This window comes from Streptomyces endocoffeicus (genome assembly GCF_016741935.1).
Lineage (GTDB): Bacteria > Actinomycetota > Actinomycetes > Streptomycetales > Streptomycetaceae > Streptomyces > Streptomyces endocoffeicus.
Genome location: NZ_JAERRG010000001.1, coordinates 1,922,473 through 1,934,257, shown reverse-complemented (window position 1 = coordinate 1,934,257; position 11,785 = coordinate 1,922,473). Strand labels below are relative to the sequence as shown.

Annotated in this window: 13 protein-coding genes; 12 read left to right on the top strand and 1 reads right to left on the bottom strand. The window is 70.5% G+C overall.

What is annotated here, in order from left to right:
* Positions 1–26: 26 nt before the first annotated feature.
* The 8 genes from JK364_RS07480 (at position 27) to JK364_RS07445 (ending at position 7,288) form a co-directional block, all read left to right on the top strand.
* The gene (locus JK364_RS07480) at positions 27–1,175 is read left to right on the top strand and encodes an acetyl-CoA C-acetyltransferase (protein WP_201848605.1); all 1,149 of its coding nucleotides are present in this window, start codon (positions 27–29) and stop codon (positions 1,173–1,175) included.
* 90 nt (positions 1,176–1,265) lie between these two features.
* On the top strand, positions 1,266–1,889 hold the full coding sequence (locus tag JK364_RS07475; protein WP_201848603.1) for a TetR/AcrR family transcriptional regulator: 624 nt from the start codon (positions 1,266–1,268) through the stop codon (positions 1,887–1,889).
* Positions 1,890–2,088: 199 nt separating this feature from the next.
* Complete coding sequence (locus tag JK364_RS07470; protein ID WP_201848601.1) at positions 2,089–2,457, top strand: nuclear transport factor 2 family protein; 369 nt, start codon at positions 2,089–2,091, stop codon at positions 2,455–2,457.
* A complete protein-coding gene (locus tag JK364_RS07465; protein ID WP_201848599.1) occupies positions 2,454–2,831 on the top strand; it encodes a hypothetical protein in 378 nt (125 codons plus the stop codon). Before JK364_RS07470 ends, JK364_RS07465 begins: the two co-directional genes overlap by 4 nt.
* Positions 2,832–2,901: 70 nt before the next feature.
* A complete protein-coding gene (locus tag JK364_RS07460) occupies positions 2,902–3,222 on the top strand; it encodes an EthD family reductase (protein ID WP_201848986.1) in 321 nt (106 codons plus the stop codon).
* A gap of 90 nt (positions 3,223–3,312) precedes the next feature.
* Complete coding sequence (locus JK364_RS07455; RefSeq protein ID WP_201848597.1) at positions 3,313–4,836, top strand: class I adenylate-forming enzyme family protein; 1,524 nt, start codon at positions 3,313–3,315, stop codon at positions 4,834–4,836.
* Positions 4,833–5,873: an MBL fold metallo-hydrolase gene (locus JK364_RS07450; RefSeq protein ID WP_201848595.1), complete on the top strand. Its 1,041-nt coding sequence runs from the start codon at positions 4,833–4,835 to the stop codon at positions 5,871–5,873. The genes JK364_RS07455 and JK364_RS07450 overlap by 4 nt, the downstream gene beginning before the upstream one ends.
* A gap of 155 nt (positions 5,874–6,028) precedes the next feature.
* Positions 6,029–7,288: an SGNH/GDSL hydrolase family protein gene (locus tag JK364_RS07445; RefSeq protein WP_201848593.1), complete on the top strand. Its 1,260-nt coding sequence runs from the start codon at positions 6,029–6,031 to the stop codon at positions 7,286–7,288.
* Here JK364_RS07445 and JK364_RS07440 read toward each other — a convergent pair.
* Positions 7,272–8,198, bottom strand: a complete 927-nt coding sequence (locus tag JK364_RS07440; protein ID WP_201848591.1) for an AraC family transcriptional regulator — start codon at positions 8,196–8,198, stop codon at positions 7,272–7,274. The two genes, JK364_RS07445 and JK364_RS07440, sit on opposite strands and share 17 nt — an antisense overlap.
* Before the next feature lie 100 nt (positions 8,199–8,298).
* Here JK364_RS07440 and JK364_RS07435 point away from each other — a divergent pair, with 100 nt between their 5' ends.
* The 4 genes from JK364_RS07435 to JK364_RS07420 all read left to right on the top strand — a co-directional run bounded on the left by JK364_RS07435 (position 8,299) and on the right by JK364_RS07420 (position 11,730).
* Positions 8,299–9,213 carry an MBL fold metallo-hydrolase gene (locus JK364_RS07435; RefSeq protein WP_201848589.1) on the top strand — a complete coding sequence of 305 codons (915 nt, stop codon included), beginning with the start codon at positions 8,299–8,301 and terminating at the stop codon, positions 9,211–9,213.
* A 26-nt stretch (positions 9,214–9,239) separates the two neighbouring features.
* Complete coding sequence (locus JK364_RS07430) at positions 9,240–9,953, top strand: GntR family transcriptional regulator (protein ID WP_201848587.1); 714 nt, start codon at positions 9,240–9,242, stop codon at positions 9,951–9,953.
* Between the two features lie 144 nt (positions 9,954–10,097).
* A complete protein-coding gene (locus JK364_RS07425; RefSeq protein WP_201848585.1) occupies positions 10,098–10,541 on the top strand; it encodes an ATP-binding protein in 444 nt (147 codons plus the stop codon).
* A 10-nt stretch (positions 10,542–10,551) separates the two neighbouring features.
* On the top strand, positions 10,552–11,730 hold the full coding sequence (locus JK364_RS07420) for a pyridoxal phosphate-dependent aminotransferase (RefSeq protein WP_201848583.1): 1,179 nt from the start codon (positions 10,552–10,554) through the stop codon (positions 11,728–11,730).
* Positions 11,731–11,785 lie beyond the last annotated feature (55 nt).

The following is an 11,785-nucleotide window of genomic DNA, read 5'->3' as shown; positions in this document are numbered from 1 at the left end:
CTCCCCGAAACCCCTGGAGCCCCACCGTGACGGAAGCATTCATCGTCGGAGCCGTCCGCACCCCCGTCGGCCGCCGCAAGGGCACGCTCAGCGGCGTCCACCCCGCCGATCTCGGCGCCCATGCGCTGCGCGCCCTGCTGGAGCGCAGCGGAGCCGACCCGGGCGCCGTCGACGACGTGTACTTCGGGTGCGTCAGCCAGCTCGGCGCGCAGACCGGCAACATCGCACGCACCGCATGGCTGTCCGCCGGGCTGCCGCAGCACGTCCCCGGCACCACCATCGACCGCCAGTGCGGTTCCTCCCAGCAGGCCGTGCACTTCGCCGCCCAGGCGGTCGGCTCCGGGGCCGCCGATCTGGTGGTCGCCGGCGGGGTGGAGGTGATGAGCCTGGTGCCCATCGCCAGCCCCATGACCGTCGGCGAACAGGCCGGTATGGGCAGCCCGTACGCGGGGGACGGCTGGCGCGAGCACTTCGGGGACCAGGAGGTCTCCCAGTTCCGCGGGGCCGAACTGATCGCCGAGAAGTGGGGCGTCTCCCGGGCGGACATGGAGGGGTTCGCGCTCACCAGCCACCAGCGCGCCCTCGCCGCCCAGGCCGGCGGTGCCTTCGACGACGAGATCACCCCGGCCTTCGGACTCACCGCCGATGAGGGCCCGCGCGCCGACACCACCCTGGAGAAGATGGCCGGGCTGAAGACCCTCACCGAGGACGGCCGGCTGACCGCCGCCGTCTCCAGCCAGATCTCCGACGGAGCCGCCGCCCTGCTGATCGCCTCCGAGGAGGCGGTGCGCCGCCACGGCCTGACCCCGCTCGCGCGGGTGCACACCATGGCCGTCGTCGGCTCCGATCCGATCCACATGCTGACCGGTCCGATCCCCGCCACCGAGAAGGTCCTGGACCGGGCCGGGCTGTCGATCGGCGCCATCGACCTGGTGGAGATCAACGAGGCGTTCGCCTCCGTCGTCCTCGCCTGGCAGAAGGAGATCGGCGCCGACCCGGAGCGGGTCAACGCCTTCGGCGGCGCCATCGCGCTCGGACATCCGCTCGGCGCCACCGGCGCCCGCCTCATGACCACGCTCGTCCACCAACTGCGCAGGACCCAGGGGCGCTACGGTCTGCAGACGATGTGCGAGGGCGGCGGCATGGCGAACGCGACCGTGCTGGAGCGCCTTTGACCCGGATCTGTTCACGTCGATTGGCAACTGAGTTCAGCTTGGGGCTACTCTCGGGTACGGACACGGTGGGCTGCAGCCAGGAGACGAGGCATGGCGACGAGAATCGTTGAACCGGAAGCGGGACCGAGGTCCAAGCGGGCCGCCATCCTGACGGCCGCCGTCGACTGCTTCGGCGAGACGGGGTTCGAGGCCACCAAGTGGTCCACCGTGGCGGAGCGGGTCGGCATCGGGCAGACGGCGCTGTACCACTACTTCGAGTCCAAGACCCACTGCCTGCTGACCATCATGCGGCTGGAGCTCCAGCGGTCCCACGACAAGTTCACGGAGGCGACCGAGGGCGTCGAGGACCCGACCGAGGCGCTCCGGGCGGCCGTGCGCGCGGCCTATGACGTCTCGGACCAAGAGGTCCTGCAGATGCGGATCCTGCACAACCACATGGATCTGCTCTCCGGCACGCGCAAGTCCAAGCGGGAGGAGGCCGAGCGCGTCGAGGCCCGCAAGCTGGTTCAGCTCGTCGAGCGTAACTGGACGAACCTGCTGGTCCGGGGCATGTCCATGGGCGCTTTCCCGCTCCGGGACGCGCAACTGCTGGGCTCGGGCGTGCTCGGCCTGATCGTCAGCGTCTGGCGGTGGTACCGGCCGTCGGGGCCGACGCCGCTGTCGGAGGTCAGTGAACTGATCGAGGGCGCGTGTGTGCGGATGGTCGCCACGTGACCCCCTGAGCGGCCCCTCGTCGCCTCCGGCCCCCGGCGGATATCCGCCGGGGGCCGTTTCGCGTTCCACGGACCCTTGTCAGCCGTGTTTCCCCGGGATTAACATCCAACGTGAATTGAACTGAACTCAGGTTGATCTGGGGCTCGTGACGGCCCCGGGTCCCCGGGAGCGCTCGACCGCCGATCGAAAGGGCGCAGTCATGGCGTTGCTCACCTATATGACCAGTATGGACAGCCCGCATCCGGAACGGACGCTGGACCTGCTCGAACCCGACTTCCGATTCCTCATCGCCCTGCCGGGCCATGAGGTCACCGGCGAGTCCAAGGAGGACTTCGCCGCGTACATAGCCGGCCGGAACCCCAAGGAACGGTCGCATGAGATCCTGCGCCACAGCCGGGAGGGCGACCTCGAGACCGTGTACGGGGTGGTGACGGAGGGCGGGCGGTACACCGGCTCCTTCCTCTCGGCCGCGGTGATCTCGCCCGGCGGGCTCATCGCGCGCTACCAGTCGTTCTTCACCACCTCGTTCGAACTGGTCGACTGGGCGGGCGACGGGAGCCGGGCATGACGGACACCCCGGCCGCGGCCCCCTTCCTCACCGCGTGGTTCGAGATACTGGACGGTGATGAGCCGTCCCGGATCCTCGACCTGATCAGCGACGACTTCTCGCTGTCCATCCTGTTCTCCACCGGCGACGGCAACGCCACCGACTTCGCCGGGGACCGCGCCGCCCTGGTGGGCTACCTCGAACAGCGTGAGAAGGGCACCCGCACCCACCATCTGCTGTCGGCGACCACGCTCGGCCAGGACGAGCTCTTCCTGGGCGAGGTACGACGGGCGGGCGTCCCCGAGGCCAGCTTCGTCGCCGCCGGGCGGGTGAACGGCGAAGGTCGGCTGCGGCGCCTGCTGATCGGGCGCTCATCCGAGATCCGCTTCACCTGACCGGTACCTGACCGGTATCGGACCCGCCCACCACCCACATCCCATCGACACCGTGCGGAGTAGCACTGTCATGTACAACCTCGTCCTGCTGGCAGCCCGTCCCCCGGAGTGGACGCACGAGCAGTTCATCACCTGGTGGCGCGGCGACCACGCGGAGCTGACCTACCGCCTGCCCGGCCTGCGTGCCTGGCGCCACATCGACATCGACGCCGCTCTGGAGCCGCGTTCCGAGGGCTGGGACGGGCTCTCCGTGCTCGGCTTCGACTCCCCGGAGGACCTGAAGAAGGCCCTCGCGAGCCCCGAGTGGGCCGCGGCCGTCGCCCAGGTCGGCGACATGAAGGGCCGCCGGATCGCGGTCATGGGGCATGAGGCGGAGATGTTCGCCGCCTGAGGATTGCGGGCCACCCGGCCCGGTCCGGCGGCAGGGCAAGCACCACAGAGTTCGGCAAACGGAGTTCGGCACAGCGCGACGAGGGGCAGGATGCGACAGGTAGTGCGGGAGTTCCAGCAGCAGGCGGACGAAGCCGACTTCATCGCCGTGATCGACGACACCGGCAGCCATACGGCCCGGGAACTGATCGAGGAGGCCGTACGGCTGGCCGAGGCGCTGTCCGCCGACGCGCCCGACGACTCGGCGGGTGGCGGATCGGTCGGCACCGTCCTGGTCCAGGCCGACAACTCATGGCGTACCATCGCCGCCACCCTCGCCGTGGGCCTGCGGGGCGGGGTGCTCGCGGTGGTCAATCGGCACACCACCCCCGCCGAGTTCGACGCCGCATGGGAGGACATCCGCCCCGACGCCGTCGTCGCCGAGCCCTCGGCGATCGACGAGTGGACGGTATCCACCCGGCTTCCCGGCCCGGCGCGGACCGTCCTCGACGGCTGGACCTGCCGGTCCACACCCCACCAGCGCGAGGTGGCGCGGTGGTCGGACGGCGTCCTCATCGGCCTGACCTCCGGCTCCACCGGGCGGCCCAAGGGCGTCGTACAGTCCGAGCGGGCCCTGCGCTACGCCGCCACGAGCACCGTCAACGCCAACGGCCTGTCGCCGGGCGACGCCGTCGCGGCGATCGTGCCGCTGTCGTCCACGGCGGCCTACTGCTTCGGGGTCTATCTCTCCCTCCTGCTGCGCGGGCCGCTCGTCCTGACCGGGAAGTGGGACCGGGCGGTGGCGATGCGGCGGATGGCCGACGCCGGTGTCCGCTGGACCATGTGCGTACCGACCATGGCGCTGCAGATGGGCACCGAGGCGGCCGGCTCCGGCGTCCTCCGGGGCGTCCGGTCGATCACCGTCGGCGGTGGACCCATGGACCGTGGCGCGCTGGCCCGCGCCGAGCGGTCGCTGGGCACGAGGATCCTCCGCGTCTTCGGCATGTCCGAGTGCCTGGGCCACACCTCGCCCAGCCCCGACGACCCCGAGGAAATCCGGCTCGGCAGGGACGGCCGCCCCTTCCCGGGCACGGACGTGCGCGCGCTCACCCCCGACGGCCAGGTGGCCGGGCCGGGGGTGACCGGCCAGGCGCAGGTCCGCGGCCCCTCGCTCTTCCTCGGGTACGCCCGCGAGGGCAGAACCGATCCGCCGGCGCTGACCGAGGACGGCTATCTGCCCACCGGCGACCTGCTGATGACCCACGAGGACGGCACCATCAGCATCATGGGCCGCGAGAAGGACATCATCATCCGCGGCGGTCGCAACATCGACATCACCGAGATAGAGCGCGCGGTCGCCAGCCATCCGCGCGTGGCCAGGGCCTGTGTCGCGCCGGTCCCCGACGATGTCCTCGGCGAACGCGTGGCGCTGCTCGTCGTCGCCGAGAAGGACGGCGACGGCGTCGATCTGGCCGAGGTGACCGGCCATCTGGAGAGCGTCGGCCTGTCCAAGACCAAGTGGCCCGAGTACGTCTACGGCGTCGAGGAACTGCCCCAGACGAAGGTCGGCAAGCTCGACCGGGGCGGGGCCCGTGACCTGGCCTTCAGGCTGCACGCCCACGAAGGAGAAGCATGACAGCGCGGTTCGACCAGGCTCCGTGGGCGACGGCCGGAATCCAGACCGTACAGCCAGGGGTGCACCGAGTGCCGCTGCCCCTGCCGGACGACGGCCTGCGGGCCGTCAACGTCTACCTGCTGGAGGGCCTGGCCGACGACGGCGGCATCGTCATGATCGACGGGGGCTGGGCGATCCCCGAGGCGCGCAAGGCGCTCGAGGAGGCCTTGGCCGCCATCGACCGCGACCTCGGCGCCATCAGCCACATCCTGGTCACCCACATCCACCGCGACCACTACACCCAGGCGGTGGAACTGCGCCGGCTGCTCGGCTCGCGCGTCTACCTCGGCGCGGGGGAGCGCCCCGGCCTGGAGATGCTCGACCGGCTGCGCAGCGACCAGCCCGTCGGCTCGCTGCGGACCCTGCGCGCGGCGGGCGCCGGGGAACTCGCCGACCGCATCGAGGCGATGGACCACGGCGGCCACGACCCGAGTGTCTGGGAGGCCCCCGATCACTGGCTCGGCGCGGAGACCCTGCGCTTCGGCGAGCGCGAACTGCGGGTCGTCCCCACCCCCGGACACACCAAGGGCCATGTGGTCTTCCTGGACGAACAGCGGGGGCTGGTGTTCTCCGGGGACCACGTCCTGCCGCACATCACCCCGTCCATCGGCTTCGAGCTGGCCGAGCCCGGTGGCCGTCCGCTCGCCGACTATCTGGACTCCCTGCGGCTGATGACCCGCTACGCCGACGCCCGTCTGCTGCCCGCCCACGGACCGGTCGCCGACTCCACCCACACCCGGGTCGCCGAATTGCTCGCCCACCACGACGACCGGCTGGCCGGCAGCCTGACGGCGCTGGGCGAGAACACGCTCGACGCCCACGCGGTGGCGCGGAAGCTCGACTGGACGCGCCGGGCGGTGCCGTTCGGGGAGTTGAGCGCCTTCAACCAGATGCTCGCGGTCAATGAGACGGCCGCGCACCTGGATGTCCTGGTACTGCGGGGCCAGGCGGCGGTGGCCCACGCCGACGGTGTGCATCGGTACACGCGGGTGCGATGACGACGCCGTACATACGTCCATCGAATAGATCCGATGACCATGAGGTGACTAGCGGCTAATCCCGGGCAGTTTGGCGTTCTCTCTCGACAGCCGGATCGGAATTGCGTATCAATTCATCCGATCACTGAACTGTCGAGAGAAGGAAAGGCCGCATCATGCAGAGACCGGGCTTACCCGCACGCGCCTTCGGCCTCCTGGCCGCGACCGCCGCCGCCCTCGGGGCCTTCATGGCCACCGGAACCGAGTCCTACGCCGCCCAGTCCACCGACCAGTCCACCGTCCAGACCGCGACGCCCCCCGCCCCGCGCTCCTCCGTCGTCACCTGGGCCTCCAGCGCCTACCCGGCGGGAACCGCCGCCCAGGACCTGACCTACCGGTTCGTCGTCCACACCAGCGTCGGCGGCCGGGACCTGCGGATCCGGCTCTCCAACGCCTACGGCGACCAGCCGGTGACCTTCGGCCACGCCTACGCCGGGGTGCGCGAGTCCGGGGCGGCGGTCGTACCCGGCAGCAACGGACGGCTGACCTTCCGCGGCGCGTCGTCGGTGACCGTACCGGCGGGCGGCGTCGTGTACAGCGATCCGCTGCCGGGCCGCGTCCAGCCCCAGTCGGACCTCGCGATCAGCCTCTATGTGCGCGGTGCGGGCACCCTCGCGACCGGCCACAAGGGGGCCCGTGCCACCCAATACGTCGCACCGGCCGGCGACCACGCCGCGGAGGAGGGCGCCGCCGCCTACTCCCAGCAGATCACCTCCTGGTACTACCTGGACGCCGCCGTCGTGCGGCCCCCGCGCGGCACCGGCGCCGTCGTCGCCTTCGGCGACTCGATCACCGACGGCTCCGCCTCCACTCAGGACACCAACCGCCGCTGGCCGGACTTCCTCGCCCGGCGGCTGCTCGCCGACCCCCGCTCCCGGCTCAAGGGCGTGGCCAACGAAGGAATCTCCGGCAACAGGGTCCTCGCCGACGGCTCGGCCGAGAGCGCGCTGAAGCGACTCGACCGGGATGTGCTCACCCAGGCCGGTGTGCGCACGACGATCCTGCTGGAGGGCATCAACGACATCAAGGCCACGCCGGGCCCCACGGCCGACGACCTCATCGCCGGCTACCGGCAGATCATCGCCAGGTCCCACGCGCGTGGCAGGTGCGTGGTCGGGGCGACGGTCATGCCGTACGAGGGCTGGCGGGAGTACGAGGCCGTCGACGAGACGGTCCGCCAACAGGTCAACGCCTTCATCCGCACCAGCGGTGAGTTCGACGCGGTCGTCGACTTCGACAAGGCCGTCGGGGACCCCGCGGCGCCCACCCGAATGCTCCCCGCCTACGACATCGGCGACCACCTCCACCCCAATGACACCGGTATGCGGGTCATGAGCGACGCCATCTCCCTCCGCGCCCTCAGCTGCGACCGCTGACCCCCTGACCCCCTCCACCCCGGCCCCCGGCCCGCGCCGGGGGCCCGGCACCTCCTTCGGCTGGTGACTGGTCGGCGGGTGCTCGGCCCGCGGCCTTGCGGTACCGCCCCGGGGTGGTACCGAACTCCCGCTGGAAGGCGTGTGAGAGTGCGTACGGGCTGCCGTAGCCGACCCGGGCGGCGATGGAGGCCAGGGTGTCCGAAGTGTCCCGGAGCAGGGTGGCGGTCAGGATGATGCGCCACCATGTGAGGTACGCCATCGGCGGGCGGCCGACCAGGGTGGTGAACCGGCGCGCCAGGGTGGGGCGGGAGACGTTCACCTCCGTGGCCAGGCGCTCGGTGGTCCACGGGGCGGCCGGATCCGAGTGCAGCGCCCGCAGCGCGGCGGCCGTCACCGGGTCACCCAGGACGCGGGGCCAGGCTCCGCTGGTGGCCTCGGTCATCCAGGAGCGGATCATATAGACGAGGAGCAGGTCGAGCAGGTTCGGCAGCGCGATGCAGGAGCCGGGCCGGCTCTCGTCCAGTTCACCGGCGAGCAGGTCGATCGCGGCGCGCAGCTCGAGGTGGCCGCCCACGCGGCTGGGAAGGTGGACGACCCGGGGCATTTCCGCGAGAAGCGGGTGGATGCGGCTGCAGTCGAGCCGGTACTGCCCGCAGAGGATCTCCGTCTCGGCCGGGGAGTCGGCGAGCACATGGCCGGTGCCATGGGGGAGCAGCACCGCGTCACCCACGCCGAGGGACACCGGGTCACCGCCGTCGGGCAGCAGCCGGCAACCACCCTTGAGCACCACGTGAAAACCCGCGCCGCCGAACGGGTCAAGCCGCGTGCACCCGCCGCCGTTCATCCGCAGCCGCTGGGACGAGGGGTGCCCCAGACGCATGGCGGAGATCGCGTCGCTCACCACATCCATTGATGCAGCGTATCTTCCGTATGAGACATGAGACGGATGCGTATCTCAGTGAGCCGGATGCGCATTGAGAGGCTCTTATGGCCTTCCTAGGGTCGAGTTCATGATGAACGAGAGTGTGCACCGCCTCGTGCTGGGCGATGTCGAGGTCATCCGGGTCGTGGAATGGCAGGGCCCGTTCGTGCCCGTCCCCGACCTGGTCGCGGAGACCGCCGGCGAGGTGTGGAAGGACAACGCGGACTGGCTGGCGCCGGACCACTGGGAGCCGGATACCGACCGGCTGGTGCTGGCGCTGCAGACCTGGGTGCTGCGCAGCGGCGGGCGGACCGTCCTGGTCGACACGGGAGTGGGCAAGGGGCGCGAACGGCCGGGCTCGCCGCCGTTCCACCACTGGCAGGGCGATCTTCTCGGCTGTCTGGCGAAGGCCGGCGTCCGCCCGCGGGACGTCGACGTCGTCGTCAACACCCACCTGCACATCGACCATGTCGGCGGGAACACCGTCGAGGCGGACGGGGAGTGGATACCGGCGTTCCCCAATGCCCAGTACCTCATCCCGGCCGCCGACGACTTCCACTTCGGTCCGGACGGCATGTACGGCAACGGCTCGCAGGCCGACGGCCGCCTGATCTACGAGGACAGCGTCGCGCCCATCCACCGGGCCGGACAGGCCGTGCGATGGGACGGTTCCCACCGCATCGACGAGCACCTCACCCTGGAATCCGCGCCCGGCCACACCCCCGGCTCGTCCGTGCTGCGGCTCGCCTCCGGCGGCGACCGGGCCGTCTTCGTCGGAGACCTGCTGCACAGCCCGGTGCAGATCCTCCAGCCCTGCTGCAACAGCACCGCGTGCCTGGACTCGGAACAAGCGGTGGCGACCCGCCTGCGCATCCTCCAACGCGCGGCCGATCAAAGGGAGTTGGTCGTCCCCGCGCACTTCGCGGGTGCCGCGGGGGCCGTGGAGGTCCGGCGGGGAGGTGGCGGATTCACCCTGACTGAGATCTCCGGGCGAGGATTGTGAGATCGCAATTACGCTAAGGTAGAGGCGTGAAGTATCTGCCGGCCATCCTGAGCGAAGATCATCCGAGCCTCAGCGCCACCGAGCGCGCATACGCCACCATCAAGCGCCAGATCATCGAACTCGAGCTGGAGCCTGGCGCCCATGTCACCAAGTCGACCCTCGCGCGCCGGGCCGGTGCCAGCACGATGCCCGCCCGGGAGGCACTGACCCGGCTGCAGCGGGACGGTCTGGTGCAGGCGTTGCCGCGCTCGGGCTACCGCATCCTGCCGGTCACCCTCAAGGGGACCCGTGACCTCTGTGCCTTCCGTCGGCTGCTGGAGGTCGAGGCGGCGGGTCTCGCGGCGGAGATCGGCTGCCCCGAGCGCGATCTCGCCCGGATGGAGGAGCTTCTGTCGGTCACGTACGAGACGGGGGACCCGGCCAGTCTCGACGCGTTCCTTCGCGCCAACCTCGAGTTCGACGCGATCATCGCCAACCGGTGCGGCAATGACATGCTGGCTCAGGCGATCATCCGGGTCTTCGACGAGTTGGAGCGCGTCCTGCGGATCACGCTGAAGTCCCTGCCCTTCTCGGGACCGGCCGCGCACCAGCGGCGGGAGATCCTCGAGGCGATCCGGGACCGTGACGCGGCCGCGGCCCGTGCGGCCATGGGCGCCAGAACGCGGACCGCCCAGGAGCAGATCATCGACCAGCTCGTGTCTCATGCGTCGCTCGCCGAGGTCAGCATCAGCGTCACCTGATCCCGGAGGGCCGGACTCATTTCGCGTGCCCAGGGGGTTGAAGCGGTTTTCCGAGCGGATGTAAGATCTCAGTTATGGATATCTAAGATCCTAGTTGGGGGGTGGAAACCGACTCCTGCCCCCTGACGCATCGAGATGATCGCTATGAACGCCACAGCGCTCCGCCGGACCGACCGGACATTCTCCCTGCCGCCTTCCGCCGCCGACGTGCCCGTGGTCCGGAGTGCCCTGGTGGAGACCCTCCTCGAGTGGGGAATCCCCGAGGGGGGCGAGCTGATCCACACCGTCGGCCTCATCGCCTCGGAGTTGGTGACCAACGCCGTGCATCACGCCGGCGTGTTCACGCCGAGCATCGTCGTGATCCTCAGGATCGGCGAGGACGGAACGCTGGAACTCGGTGTCCGCGACAACTCGCGCGACGTTCCGAGGCCGACGGCCGCCTCCCCGGAGGCCACCCACGGCCGCGGAGCGGCGATCGTCGACGCACTGCTCACCGAATGCGGCGGGAGTCTCACGGCCGAACGGCATCCCGACGGCAAGACCGTCTGGGCCCGGCTGCCCGGCTGCCCGGCGCACCAAGATCCGTGAAGGGAACCTGATGAAGCTGGAACGTCTGCCGGCTCTCGAACTCGCCGACCGTGCCCGGATGGCACCTGCCCGGATGGCAGTGCCGGGCCATGCGGCCATGGTCCCCTTCCGGGGCGTGCCGATGCTGCCCATGCCGGAACACGTCGTGGAGGCGGTGCGGACTGCCGCGAGTGAGGTGTTCCCCCGGAGCAGCCGCGGTTCCGAGGAACTCCGCCAGGCGATCGCTTCCCGTCTGAGGGCCGCGTACGGGCTCGCCGTGGACCCGGGGCGCGAACTGCTGATCACCCACGGCGCCCAGCACGGGATGAGCGTGGCGCTGAGGGCTCTGCTGTCGCCGGGCGACGAAGTCGTGATCCCCGCGCCGAGCTATTTCTTCGACGGCATGGTCCGCCTGGCGGGAGCCCGGCCGGTGTACGTACCGTCCGACGAGAGCCGCGGCTGGGACCATGTCCCGGCGGCTGTCGAGGCCGCGATCACTCCGGCCACCCGGGCGCTGCTGATCTGCAACCCCAACAATCCGACCGGTTATGTGCCCAGCCGGGAGCGGCTGTGTCAGCTTCTCGGTATCGCCGCCCGCCACGGTCTGACCGTCTTCTCCGACGAGTCCTACGAGCGGTATGTATGGGACGGGCCCGGTTATGTGCCGCAAATGCTGCTGCGCGATCACCATCCGGACCTGGTCACCGTGACCAGCCTCAGCAAGAACTACGCCTTCACCAGCTGGCGGGTCGGCTATGTGCACGCCCCCGCCCACCTGCTGAAGCCGATACACCATGCCTTCGAATGGGACGCCATCAACGTCGGTGACGTGGCCCAGGCCGCGGCGCATGCCGTCATGACCGGCCCGCAACACTGGATCGAACAAGAGTTCGCCACCATGCGGGCCAGGCGTGACATTCTCCGCGGCGGGCTGGAGAGTGCCGGCCTCGCTTCGGTGCGCCCCGACGCCGGCGTCTTCGTCTTCGCCGACTGCACCCCGCTTCGATTCCGTGGGCGCGGGTTGGAGCGGCTGCTGCTGGATCACGGCATGACGGCCATCGCGGGAGACGCCTTCGCGGGGCCGGATACCCACGTCCGCATGGTGTACGGGGGATCCGCCGCCGACCTCGAGGAAGTGGGGCGGCGGCTCGGGGAGTTGAGGCGGGGGAGTGGGGACGGCGTAGTGGCCCGCCCGCCTGTCGCGGAGTAGCGGGAACGGAAGTGACGCGCGCGGTACGGCAAAGTGCCGCACCCACAACAAAGAT

What these genes read in the sequence shown, in the direction of transcription:
- JK364_RS07475 (WP_201848603.1), top strand. Translation starts at nt 1,266, where the DNA reads ATGGCGACGAGAATCGTTGAACCGGAAGCGGGACCGAGGTCCAAGCGG.
- JK364_RS07470 (WP_201848601.1), top strand. Translation starts at nt 2,089, where the DNA reads ATGGCGTTGCTCACCTATATGACCAGTATGGACAGCCCGCATCCGGAA.
- JK364_RS07465 (WP_201848599.1), top strand. Translation starts at nt 2,454, where the DNA reads ATGACGGACACCCCGGCCGCGGCCCCCTTCCTCACCGCGTGGTTCGAG.
- JK364_RS07460 (WP_201848986.1), top strand. Translation starts at nt 2,902, where the DNA reads ATGTACAACCTCGTCCTGCTGGCAGCCCGTCCCCCGGAGTGGACGCAC.
- JK364_RS07455 (WP_201848597.1), top strand. Translation starts at nt 3,313, where the DNA reads ATGCGACAGGTAGTGCGGGAGTTCCAGCAGCAGGCGGACGAAGCCGAC.
- JK364_RS07450 (WP_201848595.1), top strand. Translation starts at nt 4,833, where the DNA reads ATGACAGCGCGGTTCGACCAGGCTCCGTGGGCGACGGCCGGAATCCAG.
- JK364_RS07445 (WP_201848593.1), top strand. Translation starts at nt 6,029, where the DNA reads ATGCAGAGACCGGGCTTACCCGCACGCGCCTTCGGCCTCCTGGCCGCG.
- JK364_RS07440 (WP_201848591.1), bottom strand. Translation starts at nt 8,198, where the DNA reads ATGGATGTGGTGAGCGACGCGATCTCCGCCATGCGTCTGGGGCACCCC.
- JK364_RS07435 (WP_201848589.1), top strand. Translation starts at nt 8,299, where the DNA reads ATGATGAACGAGAGTGTGCACCGCCTCGTGCTGGGCGATGTCGAGGTC.
- JK364_RS07425 (WP_201848585.1), top strand. Translation starts at nt 10,098, where the DNA reads ATGAACGCCACAGCGCTCCGCCGGACCGACCGGACATTCTCCCTGCCG.
- JK364_RS07420 (WP_201848583.1), top strand. Translation starts at nt 10,552, where the DNA reads ATGAAGCTGGAACGTCTGCCGGCTCTCGAACTCGCCGACCGTGCCCGG.